The following is a 23,428-nucleotide window of genomic DNA, read 5'->3' on the forward strand; positions in this document are numbered from 1 at the left end:
AAGCCTTTTGATCAGACGGCGCTCCGGCCGAAACGTTCAAAACTGGTAGCCGATGTTGAACTGAATTTGCCCGGAGCTGCCGTTGTATTGGTCGTTGACGATCGGAATACCGTAATCGATCCGGATCGGTCCGATGGGCAGGTCGAGGCGGACACCGAAGCCATAGTTGGCATTGTAGTCCGCGGTGTTGAAGTCCCACGAATCCACATTGACGAAACCGGCGTCGAGGAACATGGCGCCGCGCACGCGAGTGATGATGGGGAAAGTCAATTCGAGTGTTCCGTAGCCGAGCGAATTACCGCCGTAGTAAACGCCGTCCACGTTCGGTCCGACCTCGCGGAACTGAAAGCCGCGCAGGTTGTTGGCGCCGCCCAGCCAGAGGCGGTCGAAGATCGGAACATCATTGAAACCGTTGGCGCCGTTGCCCCCGCCCAGGGTGTCAACCGTGGCCAACTGCCCCTTGGCCATGAAAATGAGGTCCCAGGGCAATGGCACGTGCTGCGAACCTTCGAGCGACAGGCCGTAATCGTTGACTTCCTGCTGGCCGGTGATGCCGGCCACGAACGCATTGAGGTTCACGAACGTGCCTTTGCGCGTGAGGAAAAGATTGTCGCGGTTATCGAAGGTGATTCCGCCGGTCAACGCGTTGCGGGTGTAGAAGCCGCCTTGGCTGGGCCAGTTGTAGGGGCCGCCGCCGTTGATCTGCGGGATCGTGGTGGAAATGTCGTAAACATCGATGCCTTCGAGCTTGTATTCGACATTGGCCGCGATGAACTCGCCGAACGGTTTGCGCAACTGGATCGCGCCGCCGTAGTTCGACTGGTCGTAATACGGGCTCAAAAACGTCGCATTACGGTAGAAAAGCTCGGTTCCGAGCGAGAGCTGGTATCCGAACAACCACGGTTCGGTGAAGCTGATGGTCGCGTCCGCACGCTCGATGCCGTATTGACCGCGGATGCGCAAGCGCTGTCCGCCGCCGACAAAGCTGGGCCAGCCGAAGAGATCGAAGTTCGACTGCTGCAACTCGGCGAAACCGACAAGGTTGTCGATCGTGCTGAAACCGACGCCGAAGTTGAACGAACCGGTGCGCTTCTCCTCGACAATCACGTTCAAGTCCTTGCGACCCGGGATCATGGTGTCGGACGGAACCGTCTGGACTTGCGAGAAATAGTTGAGGTTTTCCAGGCGCTGGCGGCTGGTGTCCACGAGAACGGAGTCATAAACATCGCCGGGCACGACGGCCAACTCGCGGCGGATCACGTAGTCCTTCGTCTTGGTGTTGCCCTGGATGTTGACGAGGTTGATGTAGGACTGGGAGCCTTCGTCGATGCGGTAGGTCACATTGACCAGCCCTGTCCCGGCGGGCGAAATCTCGGGCATGATGGCCGCGTCGATGTAGCCCTGCGTGCCGTAGAATTCCTGCAGAGCTTTGAGGTCGGCGCTCAGACCGTCGGGCGTGTAAAGCGAGCCCTCGACCATCTTCAGACGGCCCTTGAGATCGTCCGGCGTGGTGATGTTGACGCCGTCGAGCGAGAGACGGTTGATGCTGTATTGCACACCCTCCTTGATCGTGAAAATGAGTTCGACGCTGTTGCCGTCGAGGGGAACAACCTCGACGTTGGTGACCTGCACGTCAGCGAAGCCCTTGTTCTGGTAAACCAAGCGGATCGCGTCGCGGTCTTCCTGCAACTGGGCCGGCACGAGGCGGCCGCTCTTGTTGAAGACCGAAAGGAGGTTTTTGGTTTTGGTCTTCATCGCCTTGCGAAGATCCTTAGCGAGGACGGAATCGTTGCCCACGAACTCGATGCGGCGCACGACCTGCTTGAGCCCCTCGTCCACGTTGAAAATGACGCGCGAGTCGCCGCGGCCGTTGGTGTCGATCTTGGTCGTGATGTTCACCCCGCTGTAGTTGCGGTCCTGGTAGAGCTCGACCATCGCCTGGCGCGAAAGTTCGACCTGCTCCTCGTTGAGACTGTCGCCGACTTTGAAGGTCAATTCTTTGCGGAGGCGGTTGGGCGGAACCTCGACCGCACCCTCGACGAGAATTTCCGTCACCACCGCGCGGCCTTGAACGAGGACGACGACGCGGACGCCGTCACCCTGAGGTTCGGCGAAGATGCGCACGTTCGAGACATCGCCCGTGGCGAATAGAGCTTTGACGTCATCCTCGGCCGCGCGCTCGGAATAGGGAGAGCCGACCTTGGTCTTGAGGTTGGCCATCACGCGCTCGCGGCTGATTGTTTCGGGTCCGGAATATTGGACGACGATCGACCGCACGGTCGGACCCGCGGGCGGCTGCATCTGGGCGGTGGCGGCGGGCAGGAAGAAGGCCGCAAGAACGGCAACAAGGAGGAGACGTGATCTCATGGGTTGGTTTGTGGGCGCGGGCCGGAAGATTCGGGCGAACCGGCTTTTACTGATGGAAGCGGATGGTGAGGTCAAGCCGGAAAGGGGGTGCGTCCGGCTTGGCGGCGGGCCCGCGGGGCGCTATTTTGCGCGCATGTGGCCGGCATTGAAGGAATGGGACGTGGTCTGCGAAGCGCTCGGATCCGGGCGGCAGGTGATTGTGATACGCAAAGGCGGGATCGCGGAAGGCGGTGGCGGCTTCCGTTTCGAGCATGAAGAATTCGTGCTGCTGCCCACATTTTTCCATCAGCAGGCCGAGCGCGTCGTCCCCGATGCCGACTTTGCCGCGCGCCAGGGCGGCGAAGAGGGCGAGCGCGAGTCGGTCGAAATCCGACATGCCGCAACCGTCGTCTGGCACAAACCCGTCACCGACCGCGGTCTTCTCTCCAAGTTGCAGGCTTACCACATCCTTACTGCGGAAGAGGCAGAGTCCCGTTTTGACCAAAAGCCCGGCCCCGGCGTGCAGGTCGCCCTGCTCCGGGTTTACCGGCTCGATCCGCCGCGGAGGATTGCGTGGCAGAAATCATTCGGAGGGTGCCGGTCGTGGGCGGAAATGGATGCCGATTTCGACACCTGCACGCGCGTTTCGGTGCTGAGCGACGAGCGCTTTGCCGAACTGGAACGCGAACTGCGCGCCCTCTTGGGTTGATCCCCTCGCACAACCCTCATCGCTCTGCCCTCAACTCGCCGGAGGCTTGGCCCCGTCGCCCCGGTTCGTCTAGTCTCGGCACTCCATGGAAAAAGTCGTCATAGTCGGAACCGGCTGCGCGGGTCTCACGGCAGCCATCTACGCGGGACGCGCGTCGCTTTCGCCTCTCGTGCTCGAGGGACGCCAGCCCGGCGGCCAGCTCACCACCACCACCGAGGTGGAAAATTTCCCGGGGTTCCCCGAAGGCGTAAACGGCCCGGATCTCATCATGCGCATGCACGCGCAGGCGGAGAAATTCGGCGCCCGTTTCCAATACGGGACGCTCGAGGAGTTCGAGCCCGGCAAAACGCACCACCGCTTGAAAGTGGACGGCAAATGGATCGAGACCGAGACGCTCATCGTGGCCAGCGGGGCCGCCGCCCGTTGGCTCGGGCTGGAAAATGAAAAGCAGCTTGTCGGCCACGGTCTCACTTCCTGCGCCACGTGCGACGGTGCCTTTTACCGCGACGTCCCGGTTTGCGTGGTCGGGGGCGGAGACTCCGCCTGCGAAGAGGCGAATTTTCTCACGCGTTTCGCATCCCAAGTTTACCTCATCCACCGCCGAGACGCATTGCGCGCGTCGAAAATCATGGCCGACCGCGCGTTGGCCAATCCCAAGATCAAAGTGCTCTGGAACCGCAAACCCGTGGCCTACCTCGCGGATGACGCGGGGCACGTCCGCGGCATCCGGCTCGAGGACACCAAGAACGGCACATGCGAAGATCTGGCCGTGAAGTGCGTCTTCGTCGCCATCGGCCACACGCCCAACACCGCGCCGTTCCGCGGCAAACTGGATATGGACGAAAACGGCTACCTCATCCAGCACGGGGGCACGAAGACCAATGTGCCCGGCGTCTTCGCCGCGGGCGACGTGGCCGACCACGTTTACCGGCAGGCCATCACCGCCGCCGGCCAGGGCTGCGCCGCGGCCATCGAGGCCGAACGCTATCTCGCTGCGCGCGAGTAGCGCACCACGCGGCACGCTGCCGCGCCCGATGAAAATCTGCGATCTCACACAATTCTACTCGCCGGTCAGCGGCGGGGTGAAACGCTACATCTCGGAGAAAGTCGCGTGGATGCGCCGCACGCGGCCGGACGACCGGCATGTGCTTGTCATTCCCGGGGACAAGACCGAATGCCGCGAAGACGGGCCGGCGCGCGTTTACACGATTCGCTCGCCGCTCGTCTCCCGCACCGCCCGATACCGCGCACTGCTCAACCTCACCGCCGTGGAGGAAATCATCGAGCGCGAGCGGCCGGATGTCATCGAGTCGGGCGACCCCTACCAGGTCGCGTGGAAAGCCCTCGCATCCGGCGATGCGCTCGGCATCCCGGTCGTCAGCTTTTACCACTCGCATTTTCCCGAGGCCTATCTGCGGACAATCCAGAAATTTTTCGGCCGCATTGCCGTCGATATCACACGCGACGTCGCGCGCCGCTACGTGCGCGAACTTTACAACCGCTTCGCCGCGACCATCGTCCCCTCGCCCGCCCTCGCCCGCCTCCTTCGTGACTGGGGTGTGCAGAACACGCGGCTCGGGGAACTCGGCGTGGACACCGGGCTTTTCCGTCCGGATTGCGCGGACGGCGAGCGCGCGCAGGTGCGAGGGGCGCTGGACATAGCGGACGACGAAATTCTGCTGCTCTACGTCGGCCGCCTTTCTCCGGAGAAAAACGTCACGACATTGTTCGAAGCCTTCGAGGAACTGGTGTCCGGCGACCGCGGAAACCGCTACGCCCTGCTGGTGACCGGCGACGGTCCCGAGCGGCGCCACCTTGCGCGGTTGAAAAACAACAGCGCGCAAGTCCACTGGCTGCCTTACCAGGGGGACGGACGTCAACTAGCGCGCCTCTACCGCGCGGCCGATCTTTTCGTCCATCCCGGCGTGCAGGAAACATTCGGGCTCGTGGCGCTCGAGAGCCAGGCGTGCGGCACGCCGGTGGTGGGCATCCGAGGCAGTTACATGGACCGCATCATTTTCACCGACCAGCATCACTGGGCGAAGGAAAATTCCCCGCGCGCGCTGGCCGAGGCGATCCGCGCGACGGCCACGCGCGATCTGGCGGCGGAAGGATCGGCAGCGGCTGACCGCGTGAGGCAGTTTTATTCCTGGGACCGTTGTTTCGCCCGGCTTTTTGCCGTCTACCGCGAGGTGGCTGGAGCCTGAAGGACGGCAAAAGCCCGACCGGATGCCGGCTCACGAACCGGTTTCCGCGGCGAGAGGCACCATCGCACTCTTGCGGAACCTCAGCGGCGGCATTCCGTAGGCCGCGCCGAAACTTTTGGTAAAATGGCTTTGGTCGTAAAAGCCGAACTCCGCGGCGATCTCGCCGACGGACTTCGCGGACGCCAGCAATTCGTGCCGCGCGTGCCGCAGACGGACCTGCTGGTGATAAGCCACAGGGGTCATGTGGAAAATCTTCTTGAACCTCCGTTCGAAGACGGCGGTGGACATTCCCTGGTTCGAGGCCAGCGCCCGCAAGTCGAATCGCTCGCGCGAAAGGCGTTCGATGTGGTTGATCGTCTTGGCAAACTCGCCCGCGTCCGCCGAACGGGCCGAGGTTTCCGAGAGATTCCGGCTGACACCGACGATGCCCAGAATGCGGCCGTCTGCGGACTTAATGGCAAACTTGTTGGTAATCATCAGGTCGCTCTTGAATTTGCCCCGCGGCATGGGCTCGATCTGATTCTCCAGCTTGACTCCGGTCTCCATGACCTTCCGGTCGTCATGGATATACAAATGGGCGCGCTTTTTATGGAAGAAATCCAGATCGGTTTTTCCCAAAAGATCCGACAAATCTTGGAGGCCGCAGAGTTTCAAAAAGGGCGGGTTCGCCGCCACGAATTTGCCGTTTGTATCTTTTGCAAAAAACCATACATCAGGTATATACGCAAACGCAGTGACGGCGATGGCAAGCATCGCATCCAACTCTGGATCCGCTTTTTTATCTAGTCTCTTCATCTGTGGAATTTATACAAAAAATAGATGATTAAATACAAGACATCCGAGGCTTGTGCTTTACTGTTTGCATCACTCGCTCCCAGCCGACACAACAACCACCGAGACCGGCTATGAATTCGGAATCCCGCAGCACCCTCTCCCCGGACTTCTCCAGCGACCTCGGCGCAACCCTCGGCGTCCTCCTCCTGCGGCTGTGGCTGTCGATGCGATGCATCGTGAGCGGCCTCGAGAAATACACCGGGACGAAAGTTTCCGACAGTCCGGTGATGATCGACGGCGCAGTCAACACCTACGGTCTCACGGAGGCCGCTTCGACCAAAGTCTACGGCTTCGCCTACTACCACGGAGTGCCCGCGGCCTTGATGGAAAAATTTTCCCGTGAGCCCCTCCTGCCCGGCCCCGCCCTGAAGCTTTATGACACCATCCTCGGCCCGGCGCTGATCGTCCTGGGTGCGGCGTTGCTCGTCGGTTTCGCCACGCGCAGCACGCTCTTCGCCATAGGCCTCCTCTACACCAGCCTGACTTTCGGCCTGATTCTGATCAACGAGAACTCCGGCGTCGCCTGGCTGGCCATCCACATCGCGCTGGTCGCGCTGATGCTTTTTTACTCGAAGCACAACAGATTCGAAATCACCGGCCGATGGAGAGCCTGACCCCGCGCACGCCCTCCGGCATGACCCGGCGGCAATTCTTGCAGCGAGGTGCCGTGGCGGGCGCCGGTCTCGTCATCGGAGCCCCCGCGATCCTCAAGGCCGCCGGCAACGACGCCCCCTCGAATGTGATCAATGTGGGCTTCATCGGCTGCGGCAAGCAGCAGGAGGTCCTTTTCAATGCGATGGTCAACATCCCCGGCCTCCGCTACGCAGCCGTCTGCGATATCATGAAAGACCGTCTGGGCGGGGCCTACGGCCGGATCCGCTCGCGGTTCGGTTACGACCCCAAGCGCTATCTCGACGCGGGCGAAATGCTCGAGAAGGAAAAAGATCTCGATGCCGTGATCGTGGCCACACCGGATTTCTGGCACGCCCCGCATACCATCATGTCTTTGCAGGCGGGCAAGCACGTCTACTGCGAGAAAATGATGTCCAACACCCTCGAGGGCGCACGCTCGATGGTGAAGGCCATGCGGGAAACCGGCAAACTTTGCCAGATCGGACACCAGCGCCGCAGCAATCCGCGCTACATCTACACACTCAAAGAACTCATCCGCGGCCACAAAATCTGCGGGCGCATCATCAACGCCAACGCCCACTGGAACCGGGCCGTCAGCTCCTCGCGCGACATCACGGCCCCGTCGCGCATTCTGCCGGACAAAGCGACGCTGTTGAAATACGGCTTCGGCCGCGAAGGACAGGACTTGTCGCTCGAGGAACTCCAACGCCGCTTCCTCAACTGGCGTCTCTACAAAGACCTCTCCGGCGGACCGATTTCCGATCTCGGAGCGCACCAGATCGACATCTTCAACTGGTTTTTAGGCGGCCCGCCCAAGTCCGTGATCGCCTCGGGCGGGTGCGATTACTTCAAAGACCGCGAGCACTTCGACAATGTCATGTGCATTTTCGACTATGACACGCCGGAGGGCGGGGCGCGGGCCTTTTACCAGGTTCTCACCACAACCAGTGCGGGGGGCGGCTATGCGGAATCGTTCATGGGCACCGAGGGAACAATCACCATCTCCGAACGCTCGGCGTTCACGAAAATCTACCGCGAGCCCGGCTCGGCCCCGAGCTGGGAACCGCTCGTGCAGCAAGGATGGCTCAAAAAGGCAACCGCCCCGGCCGCGCCAGCCGACTCTTCCGACGCCATCGCGTCGTATGCCTCCGCCGCGCCCGAGGGATTCGAGCTGCCGGGCGACCTGAACCTGCCGCCCCATGAACCGCATCTCGCCAATTTCTTCGCGGCCATCCGGGGTGACGCAAAACTCAATTGCGATGCCCGGGAGGCCCTTGAGTCCGAAGCGCCCATTTACTGGGTAAACCCCGCCGCCGAACGCAACGAAACCATCCTGCTTACCGAAGAACACCTCCACACATGAAGAAAACGATACTTCTAGCCCTGCTGTCCGCCTCCGCGCCGTTCGTCCGCGCCGAAGGCACCATCTCCCTGAAGACCACGATTCCTCCGGAGAAAATCGAGGGAACGCCGATCGAGGTGAAAATCCCCAACCTTAAGCCCGCCGATACCAAGGCTCCCGAAATCCAAGTGCCCGCAGGCACGGAGCTGCTCTCGAAGGGCAAGCCCGTCACCGCCAGCGACGATTTTCCGATCATCGGCGATCTGGCCTATGTCACCGACGGCGAAAAGGATGCCGGCGAAGGCTATTTTGTCGAGTTGGCCAACGGGCTCCAATGGGTGCAGATCGATCTCGAACAAGAGGCTGACATTCAGGCGATCTGGGTCTGGCACTTCCACTCGCAGCGACGCGCTTACCACGACGTCGTGGTCCAGATCTCGAACGATCCGACCTTCGCATCCGGCGTCACCACGGTCTTCAACAACGACTTCGACAACTCCGCTTCACTCGGCAAAGGCTCCGACGCACCCTACATCGAAACGCAATACGGGCTGCTCGTTCCGGTCAAAGGGGTCAAGGGCCGCTACGTCCGTCTTTACACCCAGGGAAACACCTCGAACGACATGAACCACTACATCGAGGTCGAGGTTTTCGGAACACCCGCCAAGTAAAATGCCGCCATGCGCCTGCGCACCCGCTTACCCGATGTGCTGGTTGCCGCCACCCTCGCGACCGCCTGCCGGGCCGCGGCTCCTCCGGGCACGAACCATTCGGTCTTCCAACCCCACCCGGACACCTCCCTGACCGCGAACGGGGCTTGGAGTTTGCACGATCGGAACAGGCCTTGGCCTCCCCGGGTCGAACCGAAAAAAGGGACGGAACTGGCCGACGGGGCCATCGCTCCGGAGGATGCTAAAGTCCTCTTCGACGGCAGCAATCTCGATGCCTGGATCGTCCCGCATCCTTGGATCATGACAAACGGCGTCATCCAAGTGCGGCCCGTGAACATGTCGCTCGAGAGCAAAGAGGTTTTCGGCTCGTGCCGGCTTCACCTCGAATGGAAAACCAATCCCGGCCATCCGGAGAAAACCGACCAGGACCGCGGAAACAGCGGGGTTTTCCTCATGTCCACCTACGAGATCCAAATTCTGGATACCTACGAGAACAAAACCTACGCGGACGGAATGGCCGGGGCCCTTTACGGAGTGAAGCCACCGGATGCCGATGCGCTGAAACCCCCGGGTGAATGGCAGCATTATGACATTTGGTTCAAACGCCCGGTCTTCAACGCCGAAGGCAAGATGCTGAGTCCGGCCTGCGTGACCGTGATGATCAACGGCGTCGTCGTGCAAAAAAATGTCCCATTCGACGGGCCTTCTTCCCACAAAAAACGCGCCCCCTATCACTCGCACCCAGACGCCTTGCCCCTCGTGCTCCAGAACCACAACGAGACCGTGGAGTTCCGCAACATCTGGATCCAGCCGCTGCCGGACGATGACGTCAATTCACCGGCCGGCCGGGTGGGTTTGACCAAGCCTTGAGCCGACTCTGAAAAATCTGATCCCATGAACAAACTGAAGCAACGCGTATCCACCGCCGGTATCTCCCGGCGCTCGTTCCTCAAAGCGGGCTTGGCAACCACCGCCGGCGCCATCTTTTTCCCCTACGTAGCCAGATCGAATCCGCTCGGCGCAAACCGGCGCATCCGCATGGCTCTGATCGGTTGCGGAGGGATCATGGAGGGGCACAGCGCTTGGGCGGGATCCCACCCGGAGATCGAAGTCATGGCCGTATGCGACGTGAAAACCCCGATGCGCGAGAAGGCCATGGCCAAGCTCAAGGAAAAGAACCCCGCCATCGTCGGATATGTCGACTACGGGGATGTCATGGCACGCAACGACATCGATGCTGTCATCGTCGGCACCCCGGACCACTGGCACGCTGCCATAGCCATCGATGCCATGCGCACCGGCAAGGATGTCTATGTCGAAAAACCCATGGCCCTCACCTTGGACGAGAGCGGCGCAATGGTGGAGGCAGAGAAGCGTTACGGCCGCATCCTCCAAGTCGGCAGCCAGCAGCGATCCAGCTCGGAGTTCCGTCAAGCCGTCAACATCGTCCGCAACGGCTGGATCGGCGATCTCCGCGAGATTCACGTGAATTTGGGTGGCGATTTCCCGCCCGAGACTCTCCTGCCGGAGGAACCCGTTCCGGATAATATCGACTACGACCGTTGGCTCGGACCGGCCCCCTGGCGACCCTACAACACCAATCGCGTGCTGGGCAGCTACAGGGGCGGTTGGCGGATTTTCTGGGACTACGGCTCGCGCAAAAACGGAGACTGGGGCGCCCACCATTTCGACATCGTTCAATGGGCTCTCGGCATGGATGAAAGCGGCCCGGTTCTCTTCGTCCCGAAGGGTTTCGAGGGAGCACCCGAGCAATACCACCAATATGCCGACGGCCTCAAAGTCACCGCATCATTAGGCCAACCGCCTAGCCCCGCTGGAAAATTTATGATCCGCTTTGTCGGGACTAATGGAGAGGTCGGCGTCTCGCGCGGAGCCTTGGAGACTACTCCGCCTGGCCTCGCATCAAAAACCCCCTCGTCCAGCGAGTTCCGTGCACACGAATCGAACGACCACCGCGACAACTGGCTCGATTCGATCATCTCCCGCCGACCGCCGATTTGCCCGGCGACTGTTGGCGGACGGACCTTCGACATTTGCGCCCTCGCAGGCATCTCCGAGCGGTTGGAACGGCCTTTGCGTTGGAATCCCGAGCTAAGGCAAATCGTCGATGACCGCGAAGCGGCTCGTTTTGCAGAGTATCCCCGCCGTGCCGGTTACCCCTTGCCCGTGTGAACAATAGAAAATGACCATGAAACAAACATTCTTGTTCTTTCTGGCTCTTACCGCGTTAGCCGCGCAGGGCGCACTCCCGCCGGAGGTAGTCGAAAACCTCGCCGCAGCGGATCTCAGCAAACGCTACGAGGCTGAAACCGCCCTGCAACGCCTTTCCTTAAAAGCAGGTGCCCCCGGCGCTGAACCAGCGGCCCGGGCCGCTTTGGAAAAAGAACTTCTCGCCATAGCCTCCGATGCCGGCAAACCGGAGCCGACGCGATTGAGCGCCTTGCGGCAGATGCCCTACTTGGCCGACGGCACGGCGGTGCCCGTTCTCGCCGCATTGCTGGAAGATCCCAGCACCTCCATCCGGGAGGAAGCCCGTTGCGCCTTGCGCAACAACCCCGACCCCGCCGCCTCGACCCCACTGCGGGACAGCTTGGAAAAAGCAAATGTCCCGACATGGGAACTGGGTTTGATGGAAGCCCTCCTCCACCGTTCCTGCGAAAAAGCAGCTCCTTTGTTTGCCGCCCGGATCAGTTCGACCAACCAATCAGTTGCCTCCCTGGCCGCACAAGGACTCGGCTCTATCGGTGATGCCGACAGCCTCAAAACCCTCGTCAACCACGCGGAGAAATGCCCGCCCGCCGTCCTGCCCGTCGTCCAAAGCGCCGCCATCCGCTGCGCGGAGCGTCTCGGGGGCGAAAAAGCGCGAGAGATTCCGACCGCGCTTTGGCCCAAAGCTGCTGATGCGGCGGTGCGTTGCCAAATTTTCCGCGTGATGCTTGCCACAGATGAAGCGAAAGCCGCCGAAACTCTGCGTGAGGTCATCGCGCAGCCCGACATGACCGGGGCGGATGAAATTTTCCGCCTTGCCATCTTGTCCGGAAAACCGGCCTTGGCTGCGGAGATAACCGCGCAGCTACCGAAGTTGCCCGCCGATGCGCGATTGACGGCCCACGCCGCCCTCTCCGAGCAAAACGACGCCTCCCACGAAAACGACCTGCTCGAGTTCGCGAAGGTTTTGGAGGGCAATCGCAAAAATATCGCGATTGCGTCGCTCCAAAACTCCGGCACGGAAAAGTCCCTCGAATTTCTCGCCGCCGAATCATCCCCGGCCGCAGCCTTGACCATCAACCGGCTCAAAGTGGACGGCCTCGACCAGAAACTTCTCGAAGCCAGCACCAACACTACCGGTGACGAGCAGAAAAAAGCGATCCGCCTGCTCGCAGCCAGGAATCCCGAGGGCACCGAGGCCCAGCTCCTCAAACTCGCGTCCCCGGATTCCGTCAACGATAGCCGCCGCGCCGCCTTGGGCGGTCTTGAAACGGTCGGCGGATTCGAAACCGCACTGCAACTTTTGCAATGGATCGCCACAGCCCAACCCGGCACGGAGGTGAAACCCTACCAAGCCCTTTTTCGTCGCATCGTGCCCCGCCTGAATGCCTCCGCCGCCATCTGGCGACAAGGGTTTTTGCCGGCCTACGCCAAGGCAAGCGATGAAACCAAACGGGCCCTCCTTCCCATGATCCCCGGCATGAGCGGCGTCGATTCATCGCGTTCCGTGGTCGAATGGCTCAAGACGGAGCAAAGCCACCGGGCCGAACTCGTGGAGCAACTCGTGGCCTGGCAAGACTTGGACAACGGACCCTTCCTCTTGGAGGCGGCCCAAATACCCGACTTGGATGAACAGACTCGCACCAAGATTTTCCACGGCGCCACACGCCTGCTCTACCCCAACGTCAAAGGCCCCGAGCAGCGTAAAAAGCGACTTGCCGCCGATCTGCTGGCCGCTGCGCCCGAAGGCAGCATCGGCACAATGGTCGAAACCTCCATCAAGGAAGCCAATCTCCGGTAAGCCGATACCACGCCGAAAAATGCCATCCCATGACAAGACCTCTCACATTTTTCACCGGACAATGGGCCTTCATTGAAGCCGCGGTGGAAAGCTCGAAAAACAACGCACGCTGGACATTCCCTGCCTTATGAAAATCCGTTACCTCACCATCGGCTTGATCGTCGCCGCGACATCCCTGCACGCCGCCGAGGCGCCAAAACGCGTGCTTGTCTGCACCGTGACCGCAGGCTTCCGCCACCCCTCCATCCCCTTCGGCGAAGAGGCCCTCGCCGATCTCGACAAAGCCTCGCCGGATTTCGAGATCGTGGAGTGGATCCGCCAGCCGGACATCAACGTGCCGCAACCGCCCCGCGCGCCGCGCAAACCGGCCGGGGACGCTTCCCCGATGGATAACCAAAAATACAACGAAGCGCTCGCCCTTCATGAAAAGAAGATGGCAGCTTGGCAGCGCGAAGGGAAACAGGAAGCCGACCGCAAGCAGACCGAGTTGAATGAGGCAATGAAGCAGGCGCTCGGACCCCTCTCCCCGCAGGCCCTGCGCGACAATCGCATCGATGCCGTCGTGTTTTGCAACACTTCGGGACCGCTGCCGCTTCCCGACATCGAGGGCTTCGCCGAGTGGGTGCGGTCGGGTGGCGCATTCATCGGGATCCACGCCGGCAGCGACACCCTCAAGGACGCCCTGCCCTACACCGAAATGCTCTGCGGAAGCTTCGAGAGCCACGGTCCGCAAGTCCCGGCCACACTCCATGCCGGCGACAAAGACCACCCGGCCAATGGCAAGATCGGCGACATTTGGACGCTTTCCCAAGAGGAAATGTATCTCATCAAAAACCACAACCGCGACCTCGTCCGTTCGATCTGGTTCATGCGCCACCACCCGAACAAACCGGAAGAAAAAGGATTTTATCCCGTCGCCTGGGTGCGGTCGTTTGGCAACGGTCGTGTGTTCTACACCTCGCTGGGACATCGCGAGGACATGTGGAGCATCGACCCGGATCTCCCCAACCGCATCAATCCCGTCGAAACAGCCCAGCAATTCCGCAGCCACTTGCTCGGTGGCATGCGCTGGGCTCTCGGACTCGACCCCGGCTCCTCCGATCCCAACCCGCAAACCAACTGACCGGCGCCACGCTCCCGGCTCTTTTTTCCCCATGAACTCACCAAACGCCAAGAACCAGCTCCTCTTCTGGGGATGCTTCATCGCGCTGGTCACCACTTCATTCGCTTTCATCACGCGCGCCTTCCTCGTCAACGACCCCGCGCTTTGGCCCGCGGACCTCGGGCTCGACAAGGTCAAGGCTCAGGAACTCTTCGGCGCCGGCATCTGGCCCTTCGCAATTTCGATCATCGTCTTCAGCCTCGTGATCGACCGCGTCGGCTACCGGGCCGCGATGGTTTTCAGCTTTGTCTGCTACGCGATCTACGCGGTCCTGTCGCTTCAGGCCCACGCCGTCCTCCATCCTGCCGGAGAACCGCTGGAAGGCGCGGCCCTCGCCGGCGCCCGCGCCTCCGCTTGGAACATGCTTTACGCGGGATCAATCATCCTCGGACTCGGCAACGGCACCGTCGAGGCGTTCATCAATCCCGTCGTCGCCACGCTCTTCAACCGCGACAAAACCAAATGGTTGAACATTCTCCATGCCGGATGGCCCGCCGGGCTTGTCGCGGGAGGACTCCTCACCATTTTCCTCGGTGAGCATGTGTCCGCGGACTGGCGCATCCTGGTTTATCTGCTGGCGGCGCCATCGGTCGTTTACATGGCGATGCTGGTCCGTGCGAAATTCCCCGTCAACGAGCGCGTCGCCGCAGGCGCTTCCTACCGTGAAATGCTCGCCGAGTTCGGCGTTCTCGGCGCCGCCCTCGCGGGATTCCTGGTCTTCAAGCAACTCGGCATGGTCTTCGGCTGGCCTGCGATCTTGACCTGGGGACTGCTCATTGTCGCCGTCACGGCCTACGGGATCTACTGCCGCTCGCTCGGCCGCCCGCTTCTGCTTTTTCTCTGCCTCGTGATGATGCCCCTCGCCACCACGGAGCTGGGAACGGATGGTGCCATCACGGGAATCATGGAAGAACCTCTCCACGCCATCGGGGCGAACCCGCTTTGGATTCTGGTCTACACCTCGTCCATCATGATGGCTCTCCGTTTTGTCGCGGGGCCGATCGTCCACAAACTGACACCTCTCGGCCTTCTGGCGGTTTGCGCGGCTCTGGCGTGCGCCGGTTTGTTTCTCCTCTCCGCGGCCAGCGGGGCGGCCCTTGTTTTTTTCGCGGCGACCGTCTACGGCGTCGGCAAGACATTCTTCTGGCCGACCATGCTCGGGGTGGTTGCCGAGCAGACACCCAAGGGCGGCGCGCTTACCCTCAACGCCATCGCCGGAATCGGCATGCTGAGCGTCGGAATCATCGGCGGACCGCTCATCGGGCAAATACAGGAGCGATCGATCCAATCCGCTATCGATCGAAGATTGCCCGGTGTCTATGAGGGAATTTCCAAGACAGACTCCTACTTCTTGGGCAGTTACCAGGCGCTGGATCCGTCGAAAATCCGGAACCTGTCCGCCGGCCAAGCCGCAGAAATCGAAACGATCGCCAAAACGGCCCGCCAAGGATCCCTTGCCAAGGTGGTTGTCTTCCCCGCCATCATGCTTCTGTGCTACCTCGGACTGATGTTCTGGTTCCGCTCACGCGGCGGTTACAGGCCGGTCACTCTTGCGGCAGCCGGACACGGGTCTCCCAGTCCGGGTCGCTGATCACACGGCAACCCGAGGGAAGACGGCCGGCAAACTCCGCGATTTCCTCCGGTGTCATAACGAAGCACGCCGTGGAAAACGCGTCAGCCAGCGCCGCTCGCGGATGGACCACCCAGACGCTTTGGAAGCGCCCGGCGGCCGAGCCGTCCAGAGGGTTCACGATGTGCGGGCCTTGCTGCGACGATCCGGAAGCCGCCAGCGCGACTCCGCACAATCCGAGGCGGATCGTCCCGGCGCGGCGCGAAACATCGACCGGCCACGCGGTCCCGCCCGTGGCTAGCATCGTGCTGGCGCCGGAAGTCAACAGCGCGCTCCCGATGCCGTGGCGGGCAAGGATCTCCGCCATGCATTCCAAGGCGTATCCTTTGCCGATCGCCCCCAGATCCAGAATCCGCCCGGTCTCGGAACACGTGACAAGCGGTCGCACGGGATCCAGCGAAACAATGCCGCGAGGCACCGGGGCGGATTCGGCCCCTGCCTTTATCGCATCGACCATGCATCCGGCACAGGGATCGAAGCGCCCGCCAGTCAATTCCATCGCCCCGATGGCCAGGCGCAGGCAGGCATCGCAATCGTCGCTGACAAACAACGACTCGCCGGTTTTCATCGCATTGATCCGCGCGATGTCGCTGCCGGGGATATAACGGCTGAGCAGACATTCCAAATGCTCGAGCTTTTGGAAGGCTTCGGAAACGGCCGGATCGACAACATCGGGCGAAGCGCCTGCAACAAAGACCCGGAATGTTGTCTTCATCGCATCCGAGGCATAACGGAGAATCGACGGGTCGGCAAAGGCGGGCCGGCTTTCCACGCAGTTGATCATCGGCCCGCCACCTCCTCTTCGCGCACGTCGTTGCGGATAAAAACCGTCACAGGCACCTCGTGACGCAGTCCGTAATAGAACATCTCGTGCGTCGCCGAAAGATCCACTCCCTCCCGCGCGGCTGAATCCGGCATGGCGATCACCACCGCGAAGCTTTCGAGATTCCAAGGCGGTTCTTCGAAATATCCCGTTTCCACAAGACCGCGCAAATACCAAGGGAGAGGCCAATATCCGCTGCCGAGAATGGCGATCCGCCCGCTGCGGAAGGACGGCGAGCGATTCTTCAACGCTTGGAGCCGGTCGCGAAGCCCGACGATATCCGGCGCGGTCGGGGAATAAACCAGAGGGTTCCTCACATCGTTAGGAAAACGAAACACCGCAGCTGTCGTTTGCTGCAACTGGAACAACACGACAAGACTCACCAGCACAATACCGGCAACCCTAAGCGGCCCCCTCGCCGCCGAGATCCAACCCGCAGCACCCGCGCCCGCAAGCAGGCAAACCTGCATCCATGGAACCATCATCAGCCACGGGGTTTTGTAGGCGATCGCCGAATACACCGCCAACTGCACCGCCGTGGATACCGCAAGCAGGCGCAGGAACGTTTCCGCCTTGCGCCAGCCTGTCCACACACCCGCAATCGCAAGCACGGCCATTCCTGCCTCGCTCCACCACTGCGGCGGCCGGTGTTTGAGGGCGATCAACAAATCCCAGTAATAAAACGCCGACCTGGCATGCGCCGGATCCGTCGCGTAGTTCACGAATGTGGAGAAAAAGTGCAGCGGATTCCCATAGGCAGCGAACAACGTCATCACGAACGCGCCCGACGAGCAAAGCGCGGCAACAGCAAGACCGTGTCCGCGATGATGCCTCCACACCGCGAGAAGCCCGATAAACCATGAAAAAGCGGTGATGGCGAAAGTCTCCTTCGTCGCGGCCATCAGCCCGAGCGCAAAACCTCCGCAGACAGCCGCGAACGGGTTTCGCGAGTGCAACCACCAACCCAGACACACCAAGGTCGCCGCCGCGAAACATGTCAGCAACGGTTCGTGGATGAAAACACGCGAATACGCGCAAAGCAGCGGCGAAACGGCCAGGAACAGACCCCCCAGAAGCGCACCCATTTCTCCCAGCGACCGGCGCAGGAGAAAAGGCAGCACCACGACCAACGAGCCGCAGAGCGCCGCAACCGTGCGCAAAGTGAAGACATCGAGTTGCGCGAAGGATGTTTGGCCGGCCAAGGCGGCACTCCCGGCGGCGATCCACGAAAGGGTTGGGCCATGGAAGTGCGAGGGACGGAAGTCATAGCCGCGCCCCTCGAGACGCCCGGCTGTGATTTTGGCGCCGACAGCCTCGTCGGCATGCAGGGGCGGATCCGACAACGCGAAAAACCGCAGACCGATGCCGAGCAGAAGCACGGGAATCCAAAACCAGCGGCAACCCTGCCAATTCACCCGGACAGCCTCCGGTGCCGGGCCTCGATGGTCAAGGTGTCCGGCGTTTGCGTTGGCTGCTTCATCACGGGACGCGCGCAAAGGGTCGGATCAGCCGGGCGCCACGGCTTTTTGCCGTTTACGGTGAGTTCATCAACCGGTAGTTTTTCGAGTCGCGTGTCCGACCGAACTGTCATACGGGCCTATTGCCCATCCGACCGCGACGCCGTGCGCCATCTGTGCTGCGAAACAGGCTATCTCGGCAAGGCGATCGACCCGGTCTTCGAGGATCGCGAACTTTTCGCCGACTACCTCACGAGCTTCTACACCGACTGGGAGCCGGAATCGGTTTTCGTGCTCGAGCAGGGCGGCGAAGTGAAGGGATACCTCATGGGTTCGCGCCGCCCGTTCCTGCACCAGTTGCACAGCTTCTTGCTCAACATCTCGCTTTTTGCCCGCGGCATTTTCCGCTACCCGCGCTACAGCAAAGAATCGAAGGCTTTCGTGCGCTGGATCCTGCTCAATGCCTGGCGCGAAGTTCCCGCCGCGCCGCGCCGTCTGCCCCATTTTCATTTCAACATGCTGCCCGAGGCGCAGGGCTTCGGCACCACACGCGAGTTGCTCGTCCAATTTTTCAACCACCTCCGGTCCCACGGGGAAACCCACGTTTTCGGCCAAGTCGTCACCTTCGAGGAACGCCGAGGCGCCAAAGTCTTCGAACGCTTCGGCTTCCGTGTGCTGGAGAAAAAGGAGATCACCAAATACCGCGCCCACCGCACCGAGCCGGTCTATCTCTGCACCGTGCTCAAAGATCTCAACGACGGGAAACTGACGGAATACGCGGCGCAGTAGGAGGCACATCGGCCTTGCGCCCGCGGTCTGTCCTGTGATTCTTTCCCGCCAAGTGAACTACGATTTCGCCACACGCCCCGACCGCAGGGGCACCGGCTCTCTCAAATGGGAGCGCTACGCCGGCCGCGACGTCCTGCCCATGTGGGTGGCGGACATGGATTTTCTGTCGCCGCCGGAAGTGATCGAGGCTCTCGCGCAGCGCGCGGCGCACGGCGTCTTCGGATACACCGTGCCGCCGGCATCCACGGTCGAGGCCGCGATCGATTATCTGCGAACACGTCACGGTGCCGAGGTCGCCGCGGAGCAAATCGTGTGGTTCCCGGGTCTCGTCCCGGCGCTCAATATCGCCTGCCGCGCTTTCGTGCGACCCGGGGAAAAAGTCCTGATCTGCACGCCCGTTTATCCCCCGTTCCTCAGTGCACCCGATTATGCCGGCGTGGGCCTCCGCAAGTGCGATCTCCGCGAAAATGGCGGCACTTGGGAAATCGACTTCGATGCGCTCGAAGCCGCCGTCACTCCGGAGACCAGGCTCTTCCTTCTCTGCAATCCGCACAACCCCGTCGGGCGCGTCTTCCCCGAAGCGGCCGTCGCGCAAGTGGCGGAATTTTGCCGGCGGCACGATCTCGTTATGGTTTCCGACGAAATCCATTGCGACCTCGTCCTCGACGACTTGCCGCACACCAGCGGTCTTAAATTCGCCGGCCCGGACGCACCGCGCACCTTGGCCATGTTCGCCCCGAGCAAAACATTCAACCTCGCGGGTCTGGCCTGCGCCTTCATCGTCATTCCCCATGCGGAAACGCGACGCGCGTTCCAGCGGGCCGCGCGCGGAATCATCACGGAAGTCAATGCTTTCGGGTATGCGGGTTGCGAGGCTGCCCTGCGTCACGGCTGGCCGTGGCGCGAGCAACTGCTCGGTGTTCTGCGCTCGAACCGCGACCGCGTGGAGGAATTCTGCGCGACAATCCCGGGCTTGCGCACATGGCACGTCGAGGCGACCTACCTCGCGTGGATCGACGCGCGCGGAACGGGCATCGAAAAACCTGCCGCGTTTTTCGAAGATCACGGAATCGGTCTTTCCGACGGTGCCCCGTTCGGAGCGCCGGCCGGTTTCCTGCGCCTGAACTTCGGCTGTCCGCGCACACAGCTCGACGAAGCTCTGCGGCGCATGGCGCAAGCTGTCGCGAGCCGATGAGCCATCCTTTGCATGCGCGTCCGCTTTGCCGGGCGGAGGATCTCGGCGCGTCCATCCCCGATTCGCCGCACGCCGTCTCGGTGTGCCTTCCTGCGTGGGCGGACGTGATCGGCTACGAGGAGAAGGACCCTCGTGTCATAAGCCGCATGCGCACCGGGTATCCGCGGTTTTTCATCCATCCTCTCGTCAACGAGGTCCGCTGCGCTCTCGCGCCCGGAGCGGGCGAGGACGTTTTGCCATTCCACGACCGGGAAGCCGCTGCCGAATGCGCCTCGCTCACGGGCGGGAGGGCGGCGGAAACCGACGGACTCTGGGCGGCCTTTTTCGCGAATGGTGCATCGGCAACGGCGCTAGCTTATTGGCAGCATGCCGGACGGATCATGTCCTCGCGCGCCGCGGAGGACTGGCTGGCGACGCGCAAGCTCGCATCGCCCGACCCGGCACTCGAGGAGGTGATGCTATCGCGCCTCGCCGGGTGGAGCGGGGCACCTCCACGCTGCATCAGCTTTCACCCGAGCGGCATGGCAGCGATCTTCGCGGCCTTCCGTCTCGCGACCGCGCGCCGCCCGGGGAAACGCACCGTGATGTTCGGCTTTCCCTACACCGATACGTTGAAGATTTTGGAAAAATTCGGCGCCGGAACTCTCTTCCTGCCGCGGGGCGACAAGGAGGACCTCGCGCACTTGCGTAGCGCGTTGGAGAATGAGGAGATCGCGGGAATTTTCTGCGAATTTCCGGGCAACCCGCTGCTCAACACGCCCGACCTTCCGGCGATCCGCGACATCGCGGCGGCGCACGGGGTGCCCGTCGTTGTGGACGACACCATCGGCACGTTCTTCAACGTGGACGTCCTGCCTTATGCCGACATCGTCGCCACCAGCCTGACCAAGGCCGTCTCCGGCGAGGGCGATGTGATGGCCGGCGCGCTGACGGTCAATCCGCGCGGAATTTTCGGGGAACGGCCGCCCGACACGCAATCGGGCGGCATCTACATGCGCGACTTGCAGGCGCTGGAAAAAAATTCACGCGATTTTGAAGAACGCATGAAAACGGCCAACGCGAACGCCTTGGAACTCGCACGTTTCCTTCGCCCGCATCCCGCGGTGGAACGAGTCTGGTATCCGGGCTTGGATCCTTCGCCCGTTTACGCGCAGCTCGCCAAACCCGGAGGCGGCTTCGGCGCGGTCGTTTCGTTCCTGCCGCGCGATGCCGCCGCAAATTCACCGCGAATCTACGAACAGCTCGCGGTCAGTCGCGGCATCAGCCTCGGCGCCTCCTACACGCTCGTCTGCCCCTATGTGCAACTCGCGCACTACCACGAACTCGATTGGGCGGCCCGCTGCGGCATCGATCCGAATCTGCTCCGCGTGGCTGTCGGCACGGAGTCGTGGGACGATCTGCGCAAGCGTTTCGCCGACGCTCTCGGGAAATGAAAAAGGCGGGGATTGCTCCCCGCCTTTGGTGATTCGTTTTCGTCCGGCGCCTATTTTTTGAGCGCGAACAAACCGGGTCCGACTTTCTTCACGCCCGGCAGCGTATAGATGCGCGCGGCGAGATTCTTTTTCGGATCGGAAACGTTCCAAACGTATTTGTTGTTCTTGAGGCCCTGCAGGACGGCATCGACATTCATCGGGCCGCCGGCACGTTTCATGACTTTGATCACCGCCGGGGCCAGAGGACCGCTCGGCGAGGAGGGACGCTTCTTGCCTTTGAACGGCGAGGTGCGTTTCTTGCCGCGTCCGCTCTCGGCAGCTTTTTTGGCCGGACGGCCCGCCTTGCGGCCGGCGGCTTTTTTGCGCCCGGGTTTGCGTCCGCGACGCGCAGGCAACGACAGGCCCGTGACCTCGCCGACAAGACCGGAGAGGGCGGCATTTTTGCCGAGGACGCGGGATAATTCGCGCTGCAGTCCTTCGATCCGTTCCTGGAGATCGAGCGCGCGACGTAGTGTGGATGTGTTGATGGTCAACATGGTGGATCCCAGTTCTATATCTTCCCTCGCGGCAGGCAATATAATTCACAACGTAGAATTCCTATATGCCTTCTGGACACGGGCAGATGGGAAGTTCATGCTTCGCGGGGATGGACGTGCAATCGAACGAGTGGGCGCAAAAACTGCTGGATTCTTATCGCGATCACAAGGGCATCAACATCGCCGAGGATCCCGGTCTTCCCTCCAAGCCGGAAATCGCCTCGCTCTGCACGGGACTGATGCAGGTGCTTTTCCCCGGCTACCACGATGGCGGGGCCATCGGCAGACTGGATTTGTTGGAAGTCACTCGCGAGCGCGTCGCGGGATTGGCCGAGGACTTCCGGCGGGCCTTCCAGGCGGTGGCGGCCGGCAGCGGTGATCCCGGGGCCACGGTCGCGAAATTGTTCGATGAATTGCCTGCAATCCGCGCCGTGTTGGGGACGGACGTCGAGGCCGCCTACGAGGGAGACCCCGCGGCGCGCACGAACGACGAGATCATCCTCTCCTATCCTTTCATCGAGGCCATCGCCATCCAACGCGTCGCCCATTTTCTATACCGCCACGAAATCCCGCTGGTGCCGCGAATGATGACCGAGTGGGCCCATGGCCAAACTGGCATCGACATCCATCCCGGCGCGGTCATCGGCAGCCACTTCTTCATCGACCACGGCACGGGCGTGGTGATCGGTGAAACCTGCCGCATCGGCGCGCGGGTGAAGCTTTATCACGGCGTCACCCTCGGCGCGCGCAGCATCGCCAAGGACGAAGACGGCCACATCATCAAGGGCGGCAAACGCCACCCCGATGTCGAAGACGGCGTCACCATCTACCCGAACGCCACGGTCCTCGGCGGCGAAACGGTGATCGGGCGCAACAGCACCATCGGCGGGAACGTTTTCCTCATGCACAGCGTGCCTCCCAACTCGCTCGTTTACAACGTGGAGGCCCAAGTCCGCGTGGTAGCTAAAACGTCCAAGTCCGACGTTCCGGATTTTTCCATCTAGGCCGCGATGCACGCGCTTCCAAGCGAACCCTGCACGACCCATCCGGCGGAAATCCTTCGCCGCCTCGAGCAGGACGCACGGGAATGGGCGCGGCGGTTGGAACTGCCGGTTCTCGGAGCGAGGGTGACGCTTCATTGGCACGCGCGGCTCCGCACCACGGCCGGATTGGCCCGCATCGACTCCTGGCTGATTCTCCTCAACCCGCGCCTTCTCGCCTTTCCGGGCGAGCTGACGCGCACCTTTCTGCATGAACTCGCCCATCTGGTCGCCCATGCCCGCCATCCGCGGCGGATGCTCCACCCGCACGGCCGGGAATGGCGCGAGGCCTGCCGCGATCTCGGTCTCGCGGAAGAAAAACGCTGCCATACTCTGCCGCTCGCGGTTCCGCGCCGCGTGGAGCGCAGATACGTTTACCACTGCCCGAATTGCCGAAGGGAAGTCGCACGCGTGCGGCCGTTCCGTCGCGCCGAGGCCTGCCTTTCCTGCTGCCGGCAACACGGGCGCGGCGGCTATGACCGCCGGTTCCGGTTTGTTCCCGGACGCGCCGCAACCCTCGCGGAACCGCTCGTCCAGACGCAGCTTTTTCGGTTGTGACTGCGCGGGCCCTTCCGTAAAACTCGCCGACCT

Annotated in this window: 21 protein-coding genes; 16 read left to right on the forward strand and 5 right to left on the reverse strand. The window is 62.0% G+C overall.

All coding sequences use genetic code 11. From position 1 onward, the window contains the following. Window positions 1–36: 36 nt before the first annotated feature. Entirely contained in the window at window positions 37–2,367 is a 2,331-nt protein-coding gene (gene bamA, locus FGM15_00630) for an outer membrane protein assembly factor BamA (GenBank protein MBU3664372.1), read from the reverse strand. On the opposite strand from bamA, the gene FGM15_00635 reads away from it, so the two are divergent. The 3 genes from FGM15_00635 to FGM15_00645 all read left to right on the forward strand — a co-directional run bounded on the left by FGM15_00635 (window position 2,366) and on the right by FGM15_00645 (window position 5,262). After that, window positions 2,366–3,055: a DUF1802 family protein gene (locus FGM15_00635; GenBank protein MBU3664373.1), complete on the forward strand. Its 690-nt coding sequence runs from the start codon at window positions 2,366–2,368 to the stop codon at window positions 3,053–3,055. The two genes, bamA and FGM15_00635, sit on opposite strands and share 2 nt — an antisense overlap. Before the next feature lie 85 nt (window positions 3,056–3,140). Further along, window positions 3,141–4,061 carry a thioredoxin-disulfide reductase gene (trxB, locus tag FGM15_00640; protein MBU3664374.1) on the forward strand — a complete coding sequence of 307 codons (921 nt, stop codon included), beginning with the start codon at window positions 3,141–3,143 and terminating at the stop codon, window positions 4,059–4,061. A gap of 28 nt (window positions 4,062–4,089) precedes the next feature. Beyond that, window positions 4,090–5,262, forward strand: coding sequence for a glycosyltransferase family 1 protein (locus FGM15_00645; GenBank protein MBU3664375.1), 1,173 nt, complete (start codon window positions 4,090–4,092; stop codon window positions 5,260–5,262). 30 nt (window positions 5,263–5,292) lie between these two features. Here FGM15_00645 and FGM15_00650 read toward each other — a convergent pair whose 3' ends face one another. Further along, window positions 5,293–6,057: an AraC family transcriptional regulator gene (locus FGM15_00650; GenBank protein ID MBU3664376.1), complete on the reverse strand. Its 765-nt coding sequence runs from the start codon at window positions 6,055–6,057 to the stop codon at window positions 5,293–5,295. Between the two features lie 110 nt (window positions 6,058–6,167). Between FGM15_00650 and FGM15_00655 the strand changes: the two genes are divergently transcribed. The 8 genes from FGM15_00655 to FGM15_00690 all read left to right on the forward strand — a co-directional run bounded on the left by FGM15_00655 (window position 6,168) and on the right by FGM15_00690 (window position 15,525). Next, on the forward strand, window positions 6,168–6,710 hold the full coding sequence (locus FGM15_00655; GenBank protein ID MBU3664377.1) for a DoxX family membrane protein: 543 nt from the start codon (window positions 6,168–6,170) through the stop codon (window positions 6,708–6,710). Then, window positions 6,698–8,092 carry a twin-arginine translocation signal domain-containing protein gene (locus FGM15_00660; GenBank protein MBU3664378.1) on the forward strand — a complete coding sequence of 465 codons (1,395 nt, stop codon included), beginning with the start codon at window positions 6,698–6,700 and terminating at the stop codon, window positions 8,090–8,092. The genes FGM15_00655 and FGM15_00660 overlap by 13 nt, the downstream gene beginning before the upstream one ends. Beyond that, on the forward strand, window positions 8,089–8,742 hold the full coding sequence (locus FGM15_00665; GenBank protein MBU3664379.1) for a discoidin domain-containing protein: 654 nt from the start codon (window positions 8,089–8,091) through the stop codon (window positions 8,740–8,742). The genes FGM15_00660 and FGM15_00665 overlap by 4 nt, the downstream gene beginning before the upstream one ends. A gap of 9 nt (window positions 8,743–8,751) precedes the next feature. Then, entirely contained in the window at window positions 8,752–9,612 is an 861-nt protein-coding gene (locus tag FGM15_00670; protein MBU3664380.1) for a DUF1080 domain-containing protein, read from the forward strand. A gap of 24 nt (window positions 9,613–9,636) precedes the next feature. Further along, window positions 9,637–10,935: a Gfo/Idh/MocA family oxidoreductase gene (locus tag FGM15_00675; GenBank protein MBU3664381.1), complete on the forward strand. Its 1,299-nt coding sequence runs from the start codon at window positions 9,637–9,639 to the stop codon at window positions 10,933–10,935. 16 nt (window positions 10,936–10,951) lie between these two features. Beyond that, the gene (locus FGM15_00680; GenBank protein ID MBU3664382.1) at window positions 10,952–12,772 is read left to right on the forward strand and encodes a hypothetical protein; all 1,821 of its coding nucleotides are present in this window, start codon (window positions 10,952–10,954) and stop codon (window positions 12,770–12,772) included. A gap of 127 nt (window positions 12,773–12,899) precedes the next feature. Next, window positions 12,900–13,895 (forward strand): ThuA domain-containing protein, encoded by a 996-nt coding sequence (locus tag FGM15_00685; GenBank protein ID MBU3664383.1) that lies wholly within the window; start codon window positions 12,900–12,902, stop codon window positions 13,893–13,895. A 31-nt stretch (window positions 13,896–13,926) separates the two neighbouring features. Beyond that, window positions 13,927–15,525: an MFS transporter gene (locus FGM15_00690; protein ID MBU3664384.1), complete on the forward strand. Its 1,599-nt coding sequence runs from the start codon at window positions 13,927–13,929 to the stop codon at window positions 15,523–15,525. On the opposite strand, the gene FGM15_00695 is transcribed toward FGM15_00690, so the two are convergent. Together FGM15_00695 and FGM15_00700 are read right to left on the reverse strand one after the other, a co-directional pair. Next, window positions 15,479–16,348, reverse strand: a complete 870-nt coding sequence (locus FGM15_00695; GenBank protein ID MBU3664385.1) for an FAD:protein FMN transferase — start codon at window positions 16,346–16,348, stop codon at window positions 15,479–15,481. The genes FGM15_00690 and FGM15_00695 overlap by 47 nt on opposite strands. Beyond that, on the reverse strand, window positions 16,345–17,883 hold the full coding sequence (locus FGM15_00700) for a phospholipid carrier-dependent glycosyltransferase (GenBank protein ID MBU3664386.1): 1,539 nt from the start codon (window positions 17,881–17,883) through the stop codon (window positions 16,345–16,347). Before FGM15_00700 ends, FGM15_00695 begins: the two co-directional genes overlap by 4 nt. A 75-nt stretch (window positions 17,884–17,958) precedes the next feature. On the opposite strand from FGM15_00700, the gene FGM15_00705 reads away from it, so the two are divergent. From FGM15_00705 to FGM15_00715, 3 genes are read left to right on the forward strand one after another with little or no spacing between them, the layout of a single operon-like run. Then, complete coding sequence (locus tag FGM15_00705; protein ID MBU3664387.1) at window positions 17,959–18,633, forward strand: GNAT family acetyltransferase; 675 nt, start codon at window positions 17,959–17,961, stop codon at window positions 18,631–18,633. 52 nt (window positions 18,634–18,685) lie between these two features. Next, window positions 18,686–19,828, forward strand: a complete 1,143-nt coding sequence (locus tag FGM15_00710) for a putative C-S lyase (protein MBU3664388.1) — start codon at window positions 18,686–18,688, stop codon at window positions 19,826–19,828. Beyond that, window positions 19,825–21,261 carry a PLP-dependent transferase gene (locus FGM15_00715; protein ID MBU3664389.1) on the forward strand — a complete coding sequence of 479 codons (1,437 nt, stop codon included), beginning with the start codon at window positions 19,825–19,827 and terminating at the stop codon, window positions 21,259–21,261. Before FGM15_00710 ends, FGM15_00715 begins: the two co-directional genes overlap by 4 nt. A gap of 50 nt (window positions 21,262–21,311) precedes the next feature. On the opposite strand, the gene FGM15_00720 is transcribed toward FGM15_00715, so the two are convergent. Further along, window positions 21,312–21,797, reverse strand: coding sequence for a hypothetical protein (locus FGM15_00720; GenBank protein ID MBU3664390.1), 486 nt, complete (start codon window positions 21,795–21,797; stop codon window positions 21,312–21,314). Between the two features lie 110 nt (window positions 21,798–21,907). Here FGM15_00720 and FGM15_00725 point away from each other — a divergent pair, with 110 nt between their 5' ends. Beyond that, window positions 21,908–22,801, forward strand: coding sequence for a serine acetyltransferase (locus tag FGM15_00725; protein MBU3664391.1), 894 nt, complete (start codon window positions 21,908–21,910; stop codon window positions 22,799–22,801). A gap of 6 nt (window positions 22,802–22,807) precedes the next feature. Beyond that, entirely contained in the window at window positions 22,808–23,395 is a 588-nt protein-coding gene (locus tag FGM15_00730; protein MBU3664392.1) for a hypothetical protein, read from the forward strand. The last annotated feature ends 33 nt before the right edge of the window (window positions 23,396–23,428 follow it).

It is taken from the genome of Chthoniobacterales bacterium, from assembly GCA_018883245.1.
Classification (GTDB): Bacteria; Verrucomicrobiota; Verrucomicrobiia; order Chthoniobacterales; family JACTMZ01; genus JACTMZ01.

What these genes read in the sequence shown, in the direction of transcription:
- FGM15_00635 (MBU3664373.1), top strand. Translation starts at nt 2,366, where the DNA reads ATGGGTTGGTTTGTGGGCGCGGGCCGGAAGATTCGGGCGAACCGGCTT.
- bamA (MBU3664372.1), bottom strand. Translation starts at nt 2,367, where the DNA reads ATGAGATCACGTCTCCTCCTTGTTGCCGTTCTTGCGGCCTTCTTCCTG.
- trxB (MBU3664374.1), top strand. Translation starts at nt 3,141, where the DNA reads ATGGAAAAAGTCGTCATAGTCGGAACCGGCTGCGCGGGTCTCACGGCA.
- FGM15_00645 (MBU3664375.1), top strand. Translation starts at nt 4,090, where the DNA reads ATGAAAATCTGCGATCTCACACAATTCTACTCGCCGGTCAGCGGCGGG.
- FGM15_00650 (MBU3664376.1), bottom strand. Translation starts at nt 6,057, where the DNA reads ATGAAGAGACTAGATAAAAAAGCGGATCCAGAGTTGGATGCGATGCTT.
- FGM15_00655 (MBU3664377.1), top strand. Translation starts at nt 6,168, where the DNA reads ATGAATTCGGAATCCCGCAGCACCCTCTCCCCGGACTTCTCCAGCGAC.
- FGM15_00660 (MBU3664378.1), top strand. Translation starts at nt 6,698, where the DNA reads ATGGAGAGCCTGACCCCGCGCACGCCCTCCGGCATGACCCGGCGGCAA.
- FGM15_00665 (MBU3664379.1), top strand. Translation starts at nt 8,089, where the DNA reads ATGAAGAAAACGATACTTCTAGCCCTGCTGTCCGCCTCCGCGCCGTTC.
- FGM15_00670 (MBU3664380.1), top strand. Translation starts at nt 8,752, where the DNA reads ATGCGCCTGCGCACCCGCTTACCCGATGTGCTGGTTGCCGCCACCCTC.
- FGM15_00675 (MBU3664381.1), top strand. Translation starts at nt 9,637, where the DNA reads ATGAACAAACTGAAGCAACGCGTATCCACCGCCGGTATCTCCCGGCGC.
- FGM15_00680 (MBU3664382.1), top strand. Translation starts at nt 10,952, where the DNA reads ATGAAACAAACATTCTTGTTCTTTCTGGCTCTTACCGCGTTAGCCGCG.
- FGM15_00685 (MBU3664383.1), top strand. Translation starts at nt 12,900, where the DNA reads ATGAAAATCCGTTACCTCACCATCGGCTTGATCGTCGCCGCGACATCC.
- FGM15_00690 (MBU3664384.1), top strand. Translation starts at nt 13,927, where the DNA reads ATGAACTCACCAAACGCCAAGAACCAGCTCCTCTTCTGGGGATGCTTC.
- FGM15_00695 (MBU3664385.1), bottom strand. Translation starts at nt 16,348, where the DNA reads ATGATCAACTGCGTGGAAAGCCGGCCCGCCTTTGCCGACCCGTCGATT.
- FGM15_00715 (MBU3664389.1), top strand. Translation starts at nt 19,825, where the DNA reads ATGAGCCATCCTTTGCATGCGCGTCCGCTTTGCCGGGCGGAGGATCTC.
- FGM15_00720 (MBU3664390.1), bottom strand. Translation starts at nt 21,797, where the DNA reads ATGTTGACCATCAACACATCCACACTACGTCGCGCGCTCGATCTCCAG.
- FGM15_00725 (MBU3664391.1), top strand. Translation starts at nt 21,908, where the DNA reads ATGGACGTGCAATCGAACGAGTGGGCGCAAAAACTGCTGGATTCTTAT.
- FGM15_00730 (MBU3664392.1), top strand. Translation starts at nt 22,808, where the DNA reads ATGCACGCGCTTCCAAGCGAACCCTGCACGACCCATCCGGCGGAAATC.